18 protein-coding genes, 1 pseudogene and 1 other annotated feature are annotated in these 18,435 nt (G+C 51.7%); of the genes and pseudogenes, 7 read left to right on the top strand and 12 right to left on the bottom strand.

Annotation, left to right across the window (positions count from 1 at the left end):
* Window positions 1–80: 80 nt before the first annotated feature.
* From aroA to ihfB, 4 genes are all read left to right on the top strand, one after another.
* On the top strand, window positions 81–1,370 hold the full coding sequence (gene aroA / locus EO763_RS12820) for a 3-phosphoshikimate 1-carboxyvinyltransferase (RefSeq protein ID WP_161529173.1): 1,290 nt from the start codon (window positions 81–83) through the stop codon (window positions 1,368–1,370).
* 235 nt (window positions 1,371–1,605) lie between these two features.
* The gene (gene cmk, locus EO763_RS12815; RefSeq protein ID WP_010277170.1) at window positions 1,606–2,283 is read left to right on the top strand and encodes a (d)CMP kinase; all 678 of its coding nucleotides are present in this window, start codon (window positions 1,606–1,608) and stop codon (window positions 2,281–2,283) included.
* Window positions 2,284–2,399: 116 nt separating this feature from the next.
* Window positions 2,400–4,073, top strand: coding sequence for a 30S ribosomal protein S1 (gene rpsA / locus EO763_RS12810; protein ID WP_167521841.1), 1,674 nt, complete (start codon window positions 2,400–2,402; stop codon window positions 4,071–4,073).
* Window positions 4,074–4,162: 89 nt separating this feature from the next.
* Entirely contained in the window at window positions 4,163–4,447 is a 285-nt protein-coding gene (gene ihfB, locus EO763_RS12805) for an integration host factor subunit beta (RefSeq protein WP_005967571.1), read from the top strand.
* Window positions 4,448–4,606: 159 nt separating this feature from the next.
* Here ihfB and hisIE read toward each other — a convergent pair whose 3' ends face one another.
* The 9 genes from hisIE to hisL form a co-directional block, all read right to left on the bottom strand.
* Window positions 4,607–5,170, bottom strand: coding sequence for a bifunctional phosphoribosyl-AMP cyclohydrolase/phosphoribosyl-ATP diphosphatase HisIE (gene hisIE / locus EO763_RS12800; RefSeq protein WP_043901981.1), 564 nt, complete (start codon window positions 5,168–5,170; stop codon window positions 4,607–4,609).
* Between the two features lie 62 nt (window positions 5,171–5,232).
* Window positions 5,233–6,009: an imidazole glycerol phosphate synthase subunit HisF gene (gene hisF, locus EO763_RS12795; RefSeq protein ID WP_010277156.1), complete on the bottom strand. Its 777-nt coding sequence runs from the start codon at window positions 6,007–6,009 to the stop codon at window positions 5,233–5,235.
* Complete coding sequence (gene hisA / locus EO763_RS12790) at window positions 5,991–6,728, bottom strand: 1-(5-phosphoribosyl)-5-[(5-phosphoribosylamino)methylideneamino]imidazole-4-carboxamide isomerase (protein WP_010301046.1); 738 nt, start codon at window positions 6,726–6,728, stop codon at window positions 5,991–5,993. The genes hisF and hisA overlap by 19 nt, the downstream gene beginning before the upstream one ends.
* 6 nt (window positions 6,729–6,734) lie before the next feature.
* Window positions 6,735–7,325 (bottom strand): imidazole glycerol phosphate synthase subunit HisH, encoded by a 591-nt coding sequence (gene hisH, locus EO763_RS12785; protein WP_010301044.1) that lies wholly within the window; start codon window positions 7,323–7,325, stop codon window positions 6,735–6,737.
* Window positions 7,325–8,392, bottom strand: a complete 1,068-nt coding sequence (hisB, locus tag EO763_RS12780) for a bifunctional histidinol-phosphatase/imidazoleglycerol-phosphate dehydratase HisB (RefSeq protein ID WP_161529171.1) — start codon at window positions 8,390–8,392, stop codon at window positions 7,325–7,327. Before hisB ends, hisH begins: the two co-directional genes overlap by 1 nt.
* A 15-nt stretch (window positions 8,393–8,407) precedes the next feature.
* Window positions 8,408–9,481 (bottom strand): histidinol-phosphate transaminase, encoded by a 1,074-nt coding sequence (hisC, locus tag EO763_RS12775; protein WP_161529170.1) that lies wholly within the window; start codon window positions 9,479–9,481, stop codon window positions 8,408–8,410.
* The gene (gene hisD / locus EO763_RS12770; protein WP_161529169.1) at window positions 9,478–10,806 is read right to left on the bottom strand and encodes a histidinol dehydrogenase; all 1,329 of its coding nucleotides are present in this window, start codon (window positions 10,804–10,806) and stop codon (window positions 9,478–9,480) included. Before hisD ends, hisC begins: the two co-directional genes overlap by 4 nt.
* A gap of 5 nt (window positions 10,807–10,811) precedes the next feature.
* Window positions 10,812–11,711 carry an ATP phosphoribosyltransferase gene (gene hisG, locus EO763_RS12765; protein ID WP_039489847.1) on the bottom strand — a complete coding sequence of 300 codons (900 nt, stop codon included), beginning with the start codon at window positions 11,709–11,711 and terminating at the stop codon, window positions 10,812–10,814.
* A 49-nt stretch (window positions 11,712–11,760) separates the two neighbouring features.
* Window positions 11,761–11,882: a sequence feature (His leader region), on the bottom strand.
* Window positions 11,858–11,905 (bottom strand): his operon leader peptide, encoded by a 48-nt coding sequence (gene hisL / locus EO763_RS12760; RefSeq protein ID WP_106389040.1) that lies wholly within the window; start codon window positions 11,903–11,905, stop codon window positions 11,858–11,860. It overlaps the preceding feature by 25 nt.
* Before the next feature lie 281 nt (window positions 11,906–12,186).
* Here hisL and EO763_RS12755 point away from each other — a divergent pair, with 281 nt between their 5' ends.
* The gene (locus EO763_RS12755; protein ID WP_161529168.1) at window positions 12,187–13,023 is read left to right on the top strand and encodes an SDR family oxidoreductase; all 837 of its coding nucleotides are present in this window, start codon (window positions 12,187–12,189) and stop codon (window positions 13,021–13,023) included.
* A 107-nt stretch (window positions 13,024–13,130) separates the two neighbouring features.
* On the opposite strand, the gene EO763_RS12750 is transcribed toward EO763_RS12755, so the two are convergent.
* Entirely contained in the window at window positions 13,131–15,083 is a 1,953-nt protein-coding gene (locus EO763_RS12750) for a methyl-accepting chemotaxis protein (protein WP_161529167.1), read from the bottom strand.
* Between the two features lie 286 nt (window positions 15,084–15,369).
* Between EO763_RS12750 and EO763_RS12745 the strand changes: the two are divergent.
* Window positions 15,370–15,666: pseudogene (locus EO763_RS12745) on the top strand (IS1-like element transposase); the annotation flags it as partial.
* Entirely contained in the window at window positions 15,636–15,725 is a 90-nt protein-coding gene (locus tag EO763_RS23940) for an IS1 family transposase (RefSeq protein ID WP_425281345.1), read from the top strand. The pseudogene EO763_RS12745 and the gene EO763_RS23940, both read left to right, overlap by 31 nt.
* A gap of 128 nt (window positions 15,726–15,853) precedes the next feature.
* Here EO763_RS23940 and EO763_RS12740 read toward each other — a convergent pair whose 3' ends face one another.
* Window positions 15,854–16,555, bottom strand: a complete 702-nt coding sequence (locus tag EO763_RS12740; RefSeq protein ID WP_161529166.1) for a response regulator — start codon at window positions 16,553–16,555, stop codon at window positions 15,854–15,856.
* A gap of 96 nt (window positions 16,556–16,651) precedes the next feature.
* A complete protein-coding gene (locus tag EO763_RS12735; RefSeq protein ID WP_161529165.1) occupies window positions 16,652–18,247 on the bottom strand; it encodes an ATP-binding protein in 1,596 nt (531 codons plus the stop codon).
* Between the last annotated feature and the right edge of the window lie 188 nt (window positions 18,248–18,435).

The raw sequence follows: 18,435 nt of genomic DNA, 5'->3' as shown, positions 1-18,435 counted from the left end.
TAAGACCGCCCTTCGATACATTTTGATCAGCCCCGGACTTTCCGGGGTTTTTATGTCCACGTTGAAAGAATAGGCTTTACATGCAGGAATCCCTGACTCTACAACCCATCAAACTGATTAACGGTACCCTTAACCTTCCTGGTTCAAAAAGCGTCTCTAACCGTGCGCTTTTGCTGGCGGCCTTGGCTGAAGGAAAGACTCGGCTGACTAACCTGTTAGACAGTGATGATGTTCGGCATATGCTTACCGCTCTAACGGCGCTGGGAGTGGAATATCATCTGTCGTCTGACCGTACCGTGTGTGAGATTACAGGTCTGAGTGGGGTGTTTACGGCATCGCAACCGCTGGAGCTGTTTCTAGGGAATGCAGGTACAGCGATGCGCCCACTGGCTGCCGCGCTGTGTCTGACAGATGGCGATATTGTGCTGACAGGCGAACCTCGGATGAAAGAGCGTCCGATCGGGCATCTGGTCGATGCACTGCGTCAGGGCGGGGCGAAAATTGACTATCTGGAGCAGGAAAACTACCCACCGCTTCGTCTGCACGGTGGTTTTCAGGGCGGCGAAATCAGCGTAGATGGCAGTGTATCAAGCCAGTTCCTGACTGCGCTGCTGATGACTGCGCCTCTGGCCGCGCAGGATACGCAAATCAGCATTCAGGGCGATCTGGTTTCCAAACCGTATATCGATATTACGCTGCATATGATGAAAGCGTTTGGTATTGAAGTGCGTCATGAAAACTATCAGCAATTCTTCGTGGCGGGTCGCCAGCAGTATCGCTCACCGGGCGACTATCTGGTGGAAGGTGATGCGTCATCGGCTTCTTACTTCCTGGCCGCCGCGGCGATTAAAGGCGGTGTTGTGCGCGTGACCGGGGTAGGCCGTAATAGCGTACAGGGCGATATCCGCTTTGCTGATGTGTTGGAAAAGATGGGCGCGACTGTTCGCTGGGGTGAAGATTATATCGAATGCGAACGTGGTGAACTGCACGCGATCGACATGGATATGAACCACATTCCTGATGCGGCAATGACTATCGCGACGGCGGCACTTTTCGCTCAAGGCGGTACTACCACGCTGCGTAATATCTATAACTGGCGCGTGAAAGAGACCGATCGTCTGGCAGCAATGGCGATTGAGTTACGTAAAGTTGGCGCGGAAGTGGAAGAGGGCAACGACTACATTCGCATTACGCCGCCGACCAAGCTGAAAGCGGCAGAAATCGGCACGTATAACGATCACCGTATGGCGATGTGTTTCTCGCTAGTGGCGCTATCGGATACCCCCGTCACGATTCTGGACCCGAAATGTACGGCTAAAACCTTCCCTGACTACTTTGAACAACTGGCGCGCCTCAGCGAGCTGGCTTGATCCCCCTCTTCTAAGGCACGGTTTTCGTGCCTTTTTGCTATCAACTTTCCCCCAAATTTCTCCTAAACTATGCTCACCTTTTCTTCTGAAATTGCGTAACGCATTCATAGAATGCCTTATTTTTCGCACCATTCCGGCATTGGGGTAACCTTTCTCTGTATTGATGCGTATAATAAGGCTCCGTGATGCCATAAAACGGCATAAGCGGAACTTCCCAGTATTAAAGGAGAGATAAATGACGGTGATGGCACCGGTAATTACGGTTGACGGACCGAGCGGCGCAGGCAAAGGTACCTTGTGTAAGGCATTGGCTGAAGCTTTACAGTGGAACCTGCTGGACTCGGGGGCTATCTATCGTGTTTTGGCTCTGGCGGCATTGCACCACCATGTGGATATCGGTTCGGAAGACGCGCTGGTCCCGCTGGCCTCTCATCTTGATGTGCGCTTTGTCGCAGAAGACGGGCAGTTGAAAGTCATTCTGGAAGGTGAAGATGTTAGCCATGAAATTCGTACTGAAGCGGTAGGCAATACGGCGTCTCAGGCTGCGGCTTTTCCTCGCGTTCGTGAAGCATTATTACGTCGGCAGCGTGCATTCCGCGAGGCTCCGGGGCTGATTGCTGATGGCCGAGACATGGGAACGGTAGTCTTTCCTGACGCACCCGTGAAGATTTTTTTGGATGCCAGTGCGGAAGAACGTGCACAACGTCGCATGCTACAGTTGCAGGGGAAGGGCTTTAATGTTAACTTTGAACGTCTTTTGTCTGAGATAAAAGAACGGGATGAGCGCGATCGCAGCCGCCCCGTTGCGCCGTTAGTGCCTGCTGCCGATGCGTTGGTGCTGGATTCAACGGAAATGACAATCGATGAAGTGATAGCGCGCGCGTTGGCTTATGCCCGCGAAATTTTAGCGTAATCACAGAAAACTGAATTTTTACCTCGCTGTAAGGATGCACAGCGGGGCATGTTAAACAACCCCATCGAGCAGGATGCCAGATGGACGTTAAATTGAAACCCTTAAGATTATCAAACATGACTGAATCTTTTGCTCAACTCTTTGAAGAATCCCTGAAAGAAATCGAAACCCGTCCTGGTTCCATCGTACGTGGTGTTGTTGTTGCTATTGATAAAGATGTCGTACTGGTTGACGCCGGTCTGAAATCTGAATCTGCCATTCCGGTAGAGCAATTCAAGAACGCACAGGGCGAACTGGAAATTCAGGTTGGTGATGAAGTTGACGTTGCTCTGGACGCTATCGAAGATGGCTTCGGTGAAACGCTGCTTTCTCGCGAAAAAGCTAAACGTCATGAAGCATGGCTGACGCTGGAAAAAGCCTACGAAGAAGCTGCAACCGTTACCGGTGTTATCAACGGTAAAGTTAAAGGCGGTTTCACTGTTGAGCTGAACGGCATTCGTGCGTTCCTGCCAGGTTCTCTGGTAGACGTTCGTCCGGTTCGCGATACGCTGCATCTGGAAGGCAAAGAGCTTGAGTTCAAAGTTATCAAGCTGGATCAGAAACGCAACAACGTTGTTGTTTCCCGCCGTGCAGTTATCGAATCTGAAAACAGCGCTGAGCGCGATCAACTGCTGGAAAACCTGCAGGAAGGCATGGAAGTTAAAGGTATCGTTAAGAACCTTACTGACTACGGTGCATTCGTTGATCTGGGCGGCGTTGATGGCCTGCTGCATATCACTGATATGGCTTGGAAACGTGTTAAACACCCAAGCGAAATCGTCAATGTGGGCGACGAAATCACTGTTAAAGTGCTGAAATTCGACCGCGAGCGTACTCGTGTATCTCTGGGCCTGAAACAACTGGGCGAAGATCCATGGGTCGCTATCGCTAAGCGTTACCCAGAAAGCACGCGTCTGACTGGCCGCGTGACCAACCTGACTGACTACGGCTGCTTCGTTGAGATCGAAGAAGGCGTTGAAGGTCTGGTACACGTTTCTGAAATGGATTGGACCAACAAAAACATCCACCCATCCAAAGTTGTTAACGTTGGTGATGTAGTGGAAGTAATGGTTCTGGACATCGACGAAGAACGTCGCCGTATCTCTCTGGGCCTGAAACAGTGTAAATCCAACCCATGGCAGCTGTTCGCAGAAACTCACAACAAGGGCGACCGCGTTGAAGGTAAAATCAAGTCTATCACTGACTTTGGTATCTTCATCGGCCTGGATGGCGGCATCGACGGTCTGGTGCACCTGTCTGACATCTCCTGGAACGTGGCTGGCGAAGAAGCCGTTCGCGAATTCAAGAAAGGTGATGAAATCGCCGCTGTTGTTCTGCAGGTTGACGCAGAGCGCGAGCGTATCTCCCTGGGCGTGAAACAACTGGCTGAAGACCCGTTCAATAACTACCTGTCTGTTAACAAGAAAGGTGCTATTGTTACTGGTAAAGTTACAGCAGTTGACGCCAAAGGTGCTACAGTTGAATTAGCAGACGGAGTTGAAGGCTATCTGCGTGCTTCTGACGCTTCACGTGACCGTGTTGAAGATGCAACGCTGGTACTGAGCGTTGGCGACAGCGTTGAAGCGAAATACACCGGTGTTGATCGTAAAAACCGCGTTGTTAGCCTGTCTGTTCGTGCGAAAGACGAAGCTGACGAGAAAGATGCAATCGCAACTGTTAACAACAAGCCGGAAGAAAACAATTTCTCCAGCGCGATGGCAGAAGCGTTCAAAGCAGCTAAAGGCGAGTAATCACAACGGTAGAATGAGCAGCGCAAGTTGCTCATTCTTGTAACGGTAGTTAGTTATCCTGGTTATTGATAACCGCACTTGGAGGAGCTATGACCAAGTCTGAACTTATTGAAAGGCTTGCTGGACAGCAATCTCATATCCCAGCCAAAGTGGTTGAGGATGCAGTGAAAGAAATGCTCGAACAAATGGCTTCTACGTTAGCCGAAGGCGATCGTATTGAAATCCGTGGGTTTGGCAGTTTTTCACTTCACTACCGTGCACCGCGTGTAGGTCGTAATCCGAAAACGGGTGACAAAGTTGAGTTGGAAGGTAAGTACGTCCCTCACTTTAAACCGGGCAAGGAACTCCGCGACCGCGCTAATATTTACGGCTAATCATTAGTCTTAAATAGCAGCTTTATAAAAGCACCCATTTGGGTGCTTTTTTACGTTTATAACCTGCATCTTCTCCGTACTTCCGTCGATATGACGCGGTTATCTGACAGCGTATAGGCTATCCCGCGTTATCAGCGATCGATAACGCGGGGAACAGGTTTACTTATTGTGACGCGCTTTCAGGCGATTGATAATCGTCGCCAGATCTAAATCCTGATCCTGCAACAGCACCAGTAGATGGTACATTAAATCCGCGGCTTCGTTGGTCAGTTCTTCGCGGTCATGCACCGTGGCTGCTAATGCCGCTTCCAATCCTTCCTCACCGACTTTCTGCGCAATGCGCTTGGTGCCGCTGGCATACAGACGCGCAGTGTAAGAACTATCTGGGTCAGCATGCTTACGCTCGGCTAGCAGTTGCTCCAACTGATAAAGGAACGTCCAGTCGCTGGCAGCAGGTGAGAAGCAGCTACTGGTGCCCAGATGGCAGGTTGGTCCGATAGGGTTAACCAGAATCAGCAGGGTGTCGTTATCGCAGTCCGGCGTGATAGAGACGACATTCAGGAAATGGCCGGAAGATTCGCCTTTCGTCCACAACCGCTGCTTGGTCCGCGAGAAAAACGTCACTTTGCCGCTCTCTTCCGTGGCCTGCAACGCGTCCTGATTCATGTAGCCCAGCATCAATACTTCACCGGATACCGCATGTTGCACGACAACCGGCAGCATACCGTCCGTTTTTTCCCAATCGAGTTGGTTTCGTTGTTCGTCGTTTAGAAAGAACTCTTCGCTTAACACACTCGAATCTCCACACCCTGTTGCTTAAGATATTGTTTCAGCTCGCCAATATTAATAATTTGCTTGTGAAACACCGATGCGGCCAGCGCGCCATCAACGTGGGCGGTTTGGAACGCATCCAGAAAATGTTCCATGGTGCCTGCGCCGCCGGAAGCAATGAGCGGGACATGACAGACATCACGCACCAAGTTTAACTGGTGTAAATCATAGCCATTGCGCACGCCGTCCTGATTCATCATGTTCAGGACAATCTCACCCGCGCCGCGCTTCTGCACTTCTTCTACCCAATCCAGCGTTTCCCAGGTGGTGACCTTGGTCCGCGCTTCATCACCCGTGTATTGATTGACATGGTAGCGGCCCGTCGCGGCATCGTGCCAGGTATCAATCCCGACGACGATGCATTGCACGCCATAGCGGTCAGCCAGGCGGGTAATCAGCTCTGGGTCGGCCAGTGCCGGTGAGTTGATGGAAATCTTATCTGCGCCAAAAGAGAGGATTTGACCCGCTTCTTCCACGCTTTTAATGCCACCTGCCACGCAAAAGGGGATATCAATCACTTCTGCGACGCGTGATACCCAGCTTTTATCGACTACACGGCCATCGGAAGAGGCAGTGATATCATAAAAAACTAACTCATCGGCCCCTTCCTGCGCGTAGCGCTGCGCCAGTGGCACGATGTCACCGATGATTTCGTGATTGCGGAACTGTACACCTTTGACGACCTGACCGTTACGCACGTCCAGACAGGGGATTATCCGTTTTGCCAGCATGAAATAGCCTCCGCGACGTTGAATTTACCTTCCAGCAGCGCACGACCCACGATCACGCCTTGTACACCGCTGCCGCGCAAATTGGCGATATCCGTCAGATTACCGATGCCGCCGGATGCCTGAAAGGCAATCTGCGGATAGCGCTGGCTGATTTCACGATAGAGCTCGACGTTGGAGCCGCTCAGCGTACCGTCACGAGAAATGTCAGTGCACAGCACATGTTTCAGACCAAACGGCAGATATTGTTCGACGACCTGCTCAAGCGTGGCGTTTGAATTTTCCTGCCAGCCGCTGATAGCGACGAACTTCGTGCCGTTGGCGTCGATTCGCACGTCCAGCGCCAGCACCAGCGCTTCTGCGCCGTAGCGGGTGAACCATTGCTGAACGAGTTCCGGCTGCTTAACGGCGGTGGAGCCGATGACGACACGGCTGGCTCCGGCTTTTAATAACGCTTCCACGTCCTGTTCGGTGCGGATACCGCCGCCAATCTGAACGGGGACAGTAACGCCAGCCAACAGCGTCGTTAATAGCGGAATCTGGCGGGCAGAGGGATCTTTTGCACCGGTCAAATCCACCAGATGCAGCACACCTGCACCTTGCTGCTGGTAATCCTGCAAGCGGGGGAGCGGATCGCTGCCGTACTGGCGCTGTTGGCCATAATCACCCTGATGCAGACGGACAACCTGTCCATCAATCAGATCTAATGCGGGAATAATCATGACGCTCTACATCTCCAGAAAGTTTTTCAGCAGTTGCGCGCCCGCCGCACCCGAACGCTCAGGGTGGAACTGCACGCCAAAGAAGTTATCTTTTTCCAGCGCGGCGGTGAAGGCTTCGCCGTAGTTGGCTTGGGCAATCGTGTTTTCGCAGACCGGCATGGCATAGCTGTGAACGAAATAGAAATAGGCACCGTCATCGATATCGCGGAACAAACGATGTCCGGCCTTCGGAATGACCTGATTCCAGCCCATATGCGGCAGCGGTAAGCCGTGGTCAACCATCTTTTTCACTGGCGAATCAACAATGCCGAGCGTGGGAATGCCGCCATTTTCGTCGCTGTTTGTGCCCAGCAACTGCATGCCGAGGCAAATACCGAGAACGGGCTGGGTACAGGCTTTGATCAACGCAATCAGGTCGCGCTCTTCCAGTTGATTCATCGCAGCCTGTGCGGTGCCAACGCCCGGCAGAAACAGCTTGTCCGCTTGCAGGACAATCTCTGCCTCGCGGCTCACAACGGGCGTATACCCCAACCGCTGCACGGCGTAGGTCACCGAAGAGAGGTTAGCGCAGCCGGTATCAAGAATGACGACCTTCATCAGAGCACTCCTTTCGAGCTCGGCAGCGTGTCACCCTCGACGCGGATTGCCTGACGCAGCGTGCGCCCGAAGACTTTGAACAGGCTTTCCACACGGTGATGATCGTTACGCCCTTTAGTTTTCAGGTGCAGCGTACAGGCCATGGAATAAGACAGTGAACGGAAGAAGTGTTCGACCATTTCTGTACTCAGGTCGCCAACGCGCTGGTAGCTGAATTCTGCTTTGTATTCCAGATGCGGGCGGCCTGAAATATCCAGCGCACAGCGTGCCAGACACTCATCCATCGGCAGAACAAAGCCAAAGCGGCCAATACCGCGTTTGTCGCCCAGCGCTTTATTCAGGGCTTCGCCCAGCGCCAGACCAGTATCTTCTACCGTGTGGTGATCGTCGATGTACAGGTCGCCTTTCACTTCAATGTTCATGCGGAATCCGCCGTGGGTGGCGATTTGATCCAACATGTGATCGAAGAAGCCGACGCCGGTGTTGATTTTGCTGCCACCTTCCTGATCCAGCCAGACGTTCACATCAATCGCGGTTTCACGCGTGACGCGGTTGACGTGCGCATGGCGGTCACGCTTGGTCAACTGGTTGGTAATCGCTTGCCAGTTTAGCCCGCCACGCTGATAGAGCAGCCCAGTTATGCCCATATTCTGCGACAGTTGAATATCGGTCTGGCGGTCACCGATGACGTAGCTATTCGCCACATCCATCAGGCCGTTGTTCAAATAGGCAGTCACCAGCTCGGTCTTGGGCTTGCGACAGGTGCAGTTATCCGCGGGTAAATGCGGGCAGATCAGCACTTGCTCAAAGCGGATGCCCTGCGATGTCAGAATCTGCATCATCAGATTGTGCGGTGGATCGAAGGTTTCCTGCGGAAAGCTCTCGGTTCCCAATCCATCCTGATTCGTAATCATCACCAGCGTATAACCGGCTTTTTGCAGCGCCAGCAGCGAGGGAATGACATCTGGTTCCAGCGCCAGTTTATCCAGACGGTCAACCTGAAAATCTTCAGGCGGTTCAGCGATCAATGTTCCGTCACGGTCGATAAAGAGGTATTTCTGGCCCACGTGAGCTCCTTAAAATTAAGCGTTGATGCCCGGCAATGATTGTAATGCAGCAACAACGCGTTCACATTCGTAGCGGTTGCCGATAGTAATGCGCAAACAGCCAGCGAGGCTCGGTTGCTTATTTTGGTCACGCAGAATAATGCCTTGATCCCACAGCGTTTTAAATACAGAGGGGGAGGCGGTAAAGCGCACCAGCAGATAGTTACTCTCGCTGGGGAAGATTTCTTCAATGCAGGGAATCTCTTTTAAGGCATCGCTCAGCCAGCGGCGAGCGGACGTAATCTCCTCAACATTCGCCTTCATTTTGGCGATCCCGTCGTGGCTCAGCGCTTGTGCCGCGATATCCGCGACGGGAGTGGACAGCGGATAAGGGGCAATCACCTTCAGCAGAAGTTGAATCACTTCAGGGTTCGCCAGTGTGAAACCACAGCGCAATCCAGCGAGTGAAAAGGCTTTGGACAAGGTACGCAGAATCACTAAATGTGGGAATTCATCCAGCCAGACCGAGGTAGTCGCCTGCGGACAGAATTCAATGTAGGCTTCATCAATAACGACCAGCGCTTTTCCCTGTGCCAGTGTGAGCAACTGACGCAAATCCTCCCGCGCAATCAGGTTGCCAGTTGGATTGTTCGGGCTGCACACATAAATGACCTTAGTGCCGTCCAACTGTGCTTCAATCGCATTGAGATCCAACTGCCAGTCTGATTTGCTGGCTACGGTGCGGCGTTCCACGCCAAACGTCTCGGCGCTGACAGCGTACATGCCGTAGGTTGGGGGGCAGAACAGGATGGCGTCTTTCCCCGGTTCGCAGAACGCGCGGATCAGCAGCTCGATACCTTCGTCAGCACCGCGACTGACCAGAACCTGCTCTGGTGTTACACCTGCATACTCGGCGTAACGGCTGATCACTGTGACTGGCTGGCATTCCGGATAGCGGTTCAGTGTCTGTAACGTTAACTGAAATGCTGGTGCTTCAGGGTATTCATTGGCATTCAGCCAGACATCGCCGTTACCGCCCAGACGACGGGCAGACATATATGGTGTCAAGGCACGGACATTGGCGCGTGCCAGCTCTTCAATACTGCTCATGCTTGCTCCTTCAGTGCTGCAACACGCAGGGTAACGGCGTTTTTGTGGGCGGTCAGCTGTTCGGCTTGTGCCAATATTTCTATGGTCGGCGCCAGTTGCAGTAACCCCTGCGGCGTGAGCTGCTGTACGGTCATGCGCTTCTGAAAATCGGCCAGTCCCAGGCTTGAATAGGTCGAGGTATAGCCATAGGTCGGCAGAACGTGGTTGGTGCCGGAGGCGTAGTCGCCCGCGGATTCCGGTGACCAGTCGCCAAGGAAAACTGAACCTGCACTAGTAATGCTATCAACTAGGGATTCGGCGTCGCGCGTCTGGATGATCAGGTGCTCTGGACCATACTGATTGCTGATTTCAATACACTGTGCTAAATCACGCGCGACGATGACGCGGCTGCTGGCAAGTGCCTGACGCGCGATGTCCGCACGGGACAGCTGCGTGAGCTGGTCTTCAACGGCGTCTGCCACGGCTTTGGCCATTGCTGCGTCGGGCGTGAGCAGAATGACCTGTGAATCTGGGCCGTGTTCCGCCTGCGACAGCAGGTCAGACGCGACAAACGCGGGCGTCGCGCCGCTGTCGGCGATCACTAATACTTCGGATGGCCCTGCGGGCATATCAATAGCCGCGCCATCGAGCTGCTGACTAACCTGACGCTTGGCTTCCGTGACGTACGCGTTGCCGGGGCCAAAGATTTTATCCACTTTCGGCACGCTCTCTGTGCCAAATGCCATCGCAGCAATCGCTTGCGCGCCACCGAGCTGAAAGACTTCTTTGATGCCGCACAGCTGTGCGGCATACAGAATTTCATCGGCAATCGGCGGCGGTGAGCACAGCACCACGCGACCGCAGCCTGCGATGCGTGAAGGTGTTCCCAGCATCAGCACGGTTGACGGCAGCGGGGCAGAGCCCCCAGGAATATACAGCCCGACGGTTGCGATGGGGCGAGTGAGTTGCTGGCAACGTACGCCTGGCTGTGTTTCGATATCGACAATCGGCAGCTTTTGCGCGTTGTGGAATGTTTCTATATTACGCACGGCGATCGCCATCGCCTGTTTGACGTCATCGCCCAAACGGGCGGCGGCGGCGGCAATCTCGGCCTCGGTCACGCGAATCGCATTGACCTGAACTTTGTCAAACTGTGCACTGTAGTCGCGTAACGCGCTATCACCACGGCTTTTCACGTTTGTCAGAATATCGCTCACGACGGCGGTAATGCGATCTGACGCGGAAATCGCCGGGCGAGTCAGTAGCTGACGCTGCTCTTCTGCTGAACAGCGCTGCCAGTCAACGAGCGTGCTGAAGCTGCCAGTGCTTTGGGTGTTGTCAGCCATCGCCATCACTCCATCATTTTTTCAATAGGCAGGACCAGAATGGAGCTGGCACCCAACGATTTCAGTTTTTCCATCGTTTCCCAGAACAGCGTTTCGCTGCTGACCATGTGCATGGCAACGCGGCTTTGGTCGCCAGCCAGCGGCAGAATGGTTGGGCGCTCAGCGCCAGGCAACAGGGCGATGACTTCTTCCAGACGTTCGCTAGGCGCGTGCAGCATGATGTATTTCGATTCACGTGCCTGAATCACGCCTTGCATACGGGTCAGCAGTTTATCGATCAACTGCTGTTTTTCTTCTGGCATTTCGCCGTCACGCTGAATCAGACAGGCCTTGGAACGGTAAATCACTTCGACTTCGCGCAGGCCGTTGGCTTCCAGCGTGGCACCGGTAGAGACCAGATCGCAGATGGCATCGGCCAGACCAGCGCGCGGCGCCACTTCGACGGAACCGTTGAGCAGACAGGATTTGAAATTGACGGATTGTCTGTCGAGATATTGTTTGAGCAGGTGAGGGTAAGAGGTGGCAATACGTTTGTTTTGCAGACATTCAGGGCCGGTGTAGGCTTCATCCAGCGGCATCGCCAACGACAGGCGGCAGCCGCCGAAATCCAGACGGCGCAGCGTGAAATAACGCGGATCTTCGCCCTGTGCACGACGGTTTAACAGCTCTTCTTCCAGCACGTTTTCGCCGATGATGCCCAGATCGACGACGCCATCCATGACCAGTCCGGGAATATCGTCATCGCGTACTCGCAGGATATCAATCGGCATATTTTCTGCGAATGCAATCAGACGCTGTTGCTGTAAGTTGATTTTGATCCCGCAGCGCGCCAGTAGTTCGCGTGAATCGTCGCTCAGGCGGCCTGACTTCTGCATTGCTATCCGTAAACGTGTTTTATCCAGCATGGAAACCTCATTAACCTGTCAAATTTAAAATTGTTAGAAACATTGGGCCATAAAAAAACCCTCGGAAGATGATCTTCCGAGGGCTCTCTTTGTGTTCTGCGCCACTGGAAGATCTTAACGTCTTCCAGCACCAACTGCCCGAAAGACTAATCAGGATGATGGTGATGATGGTGGTTAAACAGAACGCGTGTCATAAAGTGTCTCTTTGTTGTATCAATGTTTATTAAATCAATAACGATTTCTGTTGAATAACCTAAACCATGTTCGGGCTGTTGTGCAACATTTTTTTAGCAGATGTGGGAAGTTCGTTTTTGTTGAGTGATGTGCCAGCATAATCGCGCTGGATATCCGCTTTTGATAGGCAGAAAAGACTACGGAAATCGGACAGGCATCCGTAGCGGTGGGCATGAAAGCCGTTTACTCTGTAGGCGTGCATGATGTTAATTAACAGGCTCCTTGCAGGGGAGAACGGCTGATGAAAAAAGTATCGATTGTGGGATTGGGCTGGTTGGGTATGCCGTTAGCTCTGGCGCTGAATGGGCACGGCTACCACGTGACAGGGACGAAAACCACTCAGGATGGCGTGGAAGCGGCGCGTATGAGCGGCATTGAGTGCTATCAACTGGCGCTGACGCCTGAATTGGAATGCGACGCAGACGAGCTTAGCGCATTACTACAGGTTGACGTATTGATCGTGACCTTGCCCGCAAGCCGAACGGCGGAAGGGGGGGAAGGGTATGCGCAAGCGGTACAGCAGTTGGTGAATATGGCGCGCGTGTTTCATGTCCCGCGTATTATCTTCACCAGTTCAACCTCGGTTTATGGCGATAGCAGCGGCACGGCAAGAGAAAACTCGCCGCTACAGCCGACGACGGTAGCAGGGAAGACGCTGGTGTCCCTCGAACAGTGGTTGCAGCATCTACCTGATACCTCCGTGGATATCTTGCGTCTTGCGGGGCTGGTCGGTGGTGAACGCCATCCTGGACGTTTCCTTGCGGGCAAAACCAATCTGCCGCGCGGTAATCATGGCGTGAATCTGGTACATCAGGAAGATGTGCTGGCGGCGATTCTGTTGCTGCTTAAACTTCCGAACGGCGGGCATATCTATAATCTGTGTGCGCCAGAACATCCTGCCAGACAGGATTTTTACCCTGAACAGGCGCGCAGATTGCACCTGTCTCCGCCGCAGTTTGCGCCAGTAAGCGACAGCGCTCAGGGGAAGATTGTTGATGGACAGCGTATCTGCCATGAGCTCGGGTTTGAGTATCAGTACCCTAATCCTTCAACGATGCCGTTGAACGAGGGCCTGTAGTGCTAACCGCAATGCGTGCTGGTTTGTGTTGATACTACGATTTTTTTGATACCGCTACAGGGTTTCTGATACGCCCGAATGTGTGTGAAGCATCCGGGCGTGGGGCGTTAAAACGACGTCCAGTCGCTTTCTGATGATGCGGCTTTTTTGTCTGCCGTTGACACACGTTTTGGCAGCGCGTGTCGTGACGCAGAGGATGATGCGCGTGAGCCTGCGTGGTTATCAGATTGGGACACGCGGAAGTGCTTGAGCAACTTCTCTAACAGCACAGCCTGTTCTTCCAGCGAGTTGGCGGAAATGGAGGATTCCATTACCAGTGAGGCGTTCTGCTGAGTGGTGGTGTCCAACTCACTGATTGCCTGTGCGATTTGCCCAATTCCCCGGCTCTGTTCTTCCGAAGCAGATGAGATTTCCCCCATGATGTCGTTCACGCGAGAAACGGAATCGACGATTTGCTCCATGGTTTCTCCGGCAACCGCCACAAGATGACTACCCGCATTGGTACGTTCGACGGACTCTGAGATCAACGCTTCGATGTCTTTAGCCGCCTGAGAGCTGCGCTGCGACAAACTGCGTACTTCGCCTGCTACCACGGCAAAACCACGCCCTTGTTCACCGGCGCGTGCGGCTTCTACCGCGGCGTTCAGTGCCAGGATGTTGGTCTGGAAAGCAATGCTATTGATGACGGTGGTGATATCGGCGATTTTTTTTGAGCTGGCCGCGATATTGTCCATGGTCGTCACAACCTGTTTCACGACTTCGCCACCTTTCAGCGCATTCTTGGAGGCATCGGCAGCGATCTGGCTGGCATGTTTAGCGTTGTCGGCGTTGTTTTTCACCGTTGATGTCAGTTCTTCCATGCTGGCTGCGGTTTCAACGACGGCAGCCGACTGCTGTTCGGTGCGCGAGGAAAGATCGCTATTGCCTGTGGCAATTTTACTTGCTGACTGGCTAACGCTACCGACGCTGTCCCGTACTTCGGAGATAACGTGGCGCAACTGCTCATTCATCGTTCCCATGGCCATGGTGAGTCGGCCGAGTTCATCGTGACGATCGGTCTGAATTGTCGTCGTCAGGTCACCACTGGCAATACGTTCCGCCAGCGCCAGGTTATGGATGATAGGTCGGGTGATAATCCGGGTAATGTAGATCGAAATGATGATACCGATAATGACGGCAATGAGGCCGATAATCATCGTAATGGTGGCGGAGTTATAGGCCAGTTCATCGTTTTTCGCTTTGATGATGGCGGTCAGCGCATTAATGTCGGCGCTGCTTTTCGTTCCTGCTCTCATGACCAGCGTTTCTGCTTTTTTCACGTCATCGAAAGCGGTGTAGTAGTCCGCATTAAGCTGTTGGTATTGCTTGATGTAATTGCGTAACGCGTCAGCCTGATCTTTCAGGTCAGAAGGTAAAGTCGGTAATGCCTGATAGGCTGATTCCGTCTCTGCATAACGAGTATTCAGCGCAGTTAATGTTTTCTCATCTTTTGTTGTTTGCAGCTCATAGCTCAGCTTTTGCACCTCACTCAATAAGAAAGCCAGTTTGCTCATCGCGTAATAAGCATCATTATCGGGGAATGCGCTGGTGTTATGAATGGTCTGAGCAACAGGTTCCAGCGTAGCTTGTGTATGCAATGCGTTGACTTTTTCCTGAATTCCAACCGCTTTTAGTGTTGCGGTGGACATTGCGGAAACCGATGCCTGAAATCCCTCTAAATTTTCTTTTAAATTGTTGATGTGACCTAATTCATCAGTGCTCCAGGCTAGGTTTTTTGCACTGTCAGTTAAGTCTGTCGCACTCTTGACAAATTTTGCCAGAATATCTTTTGTTTTTTCATCTGGTGCGTAGAAATATTTAACACGATTTATTTTTGCCTGAAAAACCTCAATGTTGACGCTATAAATAAGATTGGTTTTTTCATAAATATCTTTAATGTCTTTAAATCTTTTTGCGCTAAGTGTTGAGGCAATAATAACGAGTAATAAGATAATGCCAAACCCAGCATACAGTTTATGTGCGATTTTTGTGTTACGAATTTGACTAGCAAAATGCTGCATTATAACTCTCCATGTGCGACTCTTTTTTTAGTAAAAATACTGTTCACGATTTTATTGCTAACCATTATTTATTCCATTGCCAACCATGACGTTATTGCTAACCACTATGAGTTATCGGGCTATGCTATCGCGATGTTAGTGCCAGATTGGGTGATAATAACGTTCTGTGATGGATATCAAAAAGCACTGTGCAAATGCATGGTGTTTTATGGAGATATGGCTAAACCAGTGGGTAATGTCTCTAATTAGTTGAATTGATGTGTAATGCCCGCTTTGAGGTGTGCTCATGGCTCGCGTTTATGTTCATTGTCCCCGTTGTCAGTCTGTTCAGGTTTACCGTCACGGGCAGAATCCTAAAGGCCGTGACCGGTTTCGTTGTCGTGACTGTCACCGTGTGTTTCTGCTCACCTATACCTATGAAGCTCGTAAACTCGGTGTCAAAGAGCAAATTAGCGAAATGGCATTCAACGGCGCTGGCGTTCGTGATACTGCCAGAACACTGAAAATCGGCATTAACACCGTCATTCGCACGTTAGGACTCGTATTAAACGTTTGGTTCGTAAAAAAATCTGCTTCTCACGCTCGATTGAATTGCATGAAAAAGTCATCGGGGCGTTCATTGAAAAATACATGTTCGACTAATTGGATGCATCACCCGTTACTCTTTCATTGGGCTTTTTTATCTCACGTTTCATCGCATATCGTCGTCTGTCTCTGCCGGATACGCTATGGCGGCGAATATTACCGCCATAGCGTACGGGGCGCGACACCTACAGGGGGCTTTTTGTACGATACAGCCGACGCGGGTGGCCAATCTTGCCATAACGCATTTCGATGTCGAGGAACTGGTTTTCAACGCAAAACTCCAGATAACGGCGCGCCGTCGTTTTACTGAGCCCCGTTTTTTCGACGATATCATCGACAGAATAGAGTGTATCGCCGCCATCGTTGGCAAAAATCTGCTTGATCAGCCCCAGCGTGTTCTCTTCAATGCCTTTTGCTGACGAGGAGGTGGCTGTGCCGGATGATTGCAGTTGATAGAGAATATCGACGTTCTGCTGATCGACGATTTTGTAAGTGTGCTGAGTTTTCACGAATTGAATAAATCGCTCCAGCGAAGAGCGCAGCCGGGGGTAGGAGAGCGGTTTGATAATGTAGTCAAAGGCTCCACAGCGAATCGCCTGAGCGCAGGTATTCATATCGCTGGCGGCGGTAATAAAGATGACGGAACAGTCCATCCCCTTGAGCAGTTGGCTTTCAATCAGCGAAACCCCTTCGCCGTCGGGCAAATAGTTATCGAGCAGGATCAGACGCGGCCTGTGCTGCTGAAGGAGCTTTTTGGCTTCAAAAAGCGTAGCGGCAATCCCGACGACACGCAGATTGAAATGTTTCTCAATAAATTCAGCATGAATATTTGCCAGCTTACTTTCATCTTCAACGATTAAGACATCGAAATGTTCAGTGTGCTGCATGGTGTAAATCCCTGTTAGTATCTGAATTATAAAACAAAATAGTGTGTCCGTTATACCTCAAGCGGCCTGTGCGTTATTCAATACGCGCTGCTCAAATTATTGGGGGGACATCGGAATAAATAGGGAAAATATGCTGCCATTCGGCTGGTTGGCCGAGACTTCGATCATTCCCTGAGCCTGATTGACGTAGCTGGCGACCAGATGCAGCCCCAGCCCGTGGTCGCCCTGTGTTTTGCTGGTCACGCCCATTTCAAACAGGCTATCGGCAATAGCCGGATCGATACCTGTTCCCTGATCGGCGACTTCAATGACCAGCTCTTGTTCGCTGTTATAGATATACACCTCGACAGGATAATGTGGCGCGGTGGTGGCTAATGTGGCTTCCATCGCGTTATCCAGCAAATTACCAATGATGGACATCAGTTCCGTTTCACTCAGCGTGGGTGGAATGTGGGTGAGCTGGCAGCGTGGATCGAAAACAATCTCAATGCCTTTTTCCCGTGCCGTCGCGTACTTGCCCAGCAGCAGCCCGCACAGCGCGGGCGAACAGAAGCGGCGCGAAACAAAATCCAGCACCACCTGTGCGCTTTCGGACTGCGCTTCAATATATTTGATGGCTTCGTCATAGCGTTTTAGATGCAAAAGCCCGGCCAACGTCGCCGTCCAGTTCAACTGCTCATGGCGCAGAATGCGCAGACTATTCGCGTAACGTTTCACCTGACTGAGTTGCATGCTAAGCGTATGAATATCATTTTTACCGCGGAAGCTGATGACCCAGCCCTGAAGCTCATCCTTCAGCATGATCCGCACCCGGCTGGCAATCACGGTAGCGTGGTTAAAACGGCAGATCTCATCGTGGGTGTCGCTGTTCCACATGGCCTCGCCGGAGAAGAAGGGGACGGGTTTAATGACGGTATCAATCGGCTTGCCGCGCAACAGATAGGACGGTTCGTTCAGCCCGAGGATTTCTTTGGCGGCATGGTTAATGGCGGCAATGCGGTGCTGCTTATCGATGGCGATCACCCCTTCGTAGATCGATTCGAGCAGCGCCTTCTGCTGCCTGACCAGCATACGAATCTCAAGCGGTTCGAGGCCAAACATCTGTTTCTTCAGATTACGCGAGAACCACCAGGAAAAGATAAACAGCGCGACAAACATCGCCAGAATCGCCAGCAGGATGTGCGCCAGTTTACTGAACGTCAGGTTATCGATATGGGTTTTCAGATAGCCGACGGAGACAATACCAATAACCTGACCGTCAGCCACGATCGGCGCTTTGCTGCGTAGTGAGATGCCAATGCCGCCCCGACGCACCGTGATAATACTTTTCCCGGCGAGAACCTCAACGTTATCGCCGCCCACCATCTGCGTGCCGACAAGACCGGCATCTTCAGAGTGAAACAGGTGATGCGCCTGATTATCTCCGATCACGATATAGCTGGCGTCGCTGCGCAGCTTCAATTGTTGAACGAGCGTGCTTATCTGCTTGATGTCTTTATGCTTCACCGACTCAATCAAGGACGGGATGATGGCGATTTCTCTGGCCTGTACCTGCGCTCGTGCACCCAGCTCGGAATACAGCTGTTTATCGATATCGTGATAATAATAAATGCCCGTCATTAGAAGCAACGAAGAGAAGAAGACGATCAAATAGATAAATAATTTGATATGAAAGGAAAGTCTTACTCTCATGATGTGCGGTAGCCTGCCGGTGAACGAAAAATAGCTGATGAATTTATCACGAATGGTAATAAGGATGGACTGAGAGGAAAAAACTTGTGAGCAATAACACATTTAAATATGTTGTTGCCAATACGATGTTAGTAATAAGCAGATAAAATTAAACGCATCTGTTTTCTTTAATAAACAACTTAATTACG

The organism is Pectobacterium odoriferum (assembly GCF_009931295.1).
GTDB classification, from domain to species: domain Bacteria; phylum Pseudomonadota; class Gammaproteobacteria; order Enterobacterales; family Enterobacteriaceae; genus Pectobacterium; species Pectobacterium odoriferum.
This window is presented reverse-complemented; position numbering and strand designations above follow the sequence as displayed.

Coding starts and splice junctions, on each gene's coding strand:
- hisH (WP_010301044.1), bottom strand. CDS start 7,325: ATGAAGGTCGTCATTCTTGATACCGGCTGCGCTAACCTCTCTTCGGTG.
- hisF (WP_010277156.1), bottom strand. CDS start 6,009: ATGCTGGCAAAACGGATAATCCCCTGTCTGGACGTGCGTAACGGTCAG.
- hisD (WP_161529169.1), bottom strand. CDS start 10,806: ATGGCTGACAACACCCAAAGCACTGGCAGCTTCAGCACGCTCGTTGAC.
- hisA (WP_010301046.1), bottom strand. CDS start 6,728: ATGATTATTCCCGCATTAGATCTGATTGATGGACAGGTTGTCCGTCTG.
- rpsA (WP_167521841.1), top strand. CDS start 2,400: ATGACTGAATCTTTTGCTCAACTCTTTGAAGAATCCCTGAAAGAAATC.
- EO763_RS12750 (WP_161529167.1), bottom strand. CDS start 15,083: ATGCAGCATTTTGCTAGTCAAATTCGTAACACAAAAATCGCACATAAA.
- hisG (WP_039489847.1), bottom strand. CDS start 11,711: ATGCTGGATAAAACACGTTTACGGATAGCAATGCAGAAGTCAGGCCGC.
- ihfB (WP_005967571.1), top strand. CDS start 4,163: ATGACCAAGTCTGAACTTATTGAAAGGCTTGCTGGACAGCAATCTCAT.
- aroA (WP_161529173.1), top strand. CDS start 81: ATGCAGGAATCCCTGACTCTACAACCCATCAAACTGATTAACGGTACC.
- EO763_RS12755 (WP_161529168.1), top strand. CDS start 12,187: ATGAAAAAAGTATCGATTGTGGGATTGGGCTGGTTGGGTATGCCGTTA.
- cmk (WP_010277170.1), top strand. CDS start 1,606: ATGACGGTGATGGCACCGGTAATTACGGTTGACGGACCGAGCGGCGCA.
- hisIE (WP_043901981.1), bottom strand. CDS start 5,170: ATGCTGCCGGTTGTCGTGCAACATGCGGTATCCGGTGAAGTATTGATG.
- EO763_RS12740 (WP_161529166.1), bottom strand. CDS start 16,555: ATGCAGCACACTGAACATTTCGATGTCTTAATCGTTGAAGATGAAAGT.
- hisC (WP_161529170.1), bottom strand. CDS start 9,481: ATGAGCAGTATTGAAGAGCTGGCACGCGCCAATGTCCGTGCCTTGACA.
- EO763_RS12735 (WP_161529165.1), bottom strand. CDS start 18,247: ATGAGAGTAAGACTTTCCTTTCATATCAAATTATTTATCTATTTGATC.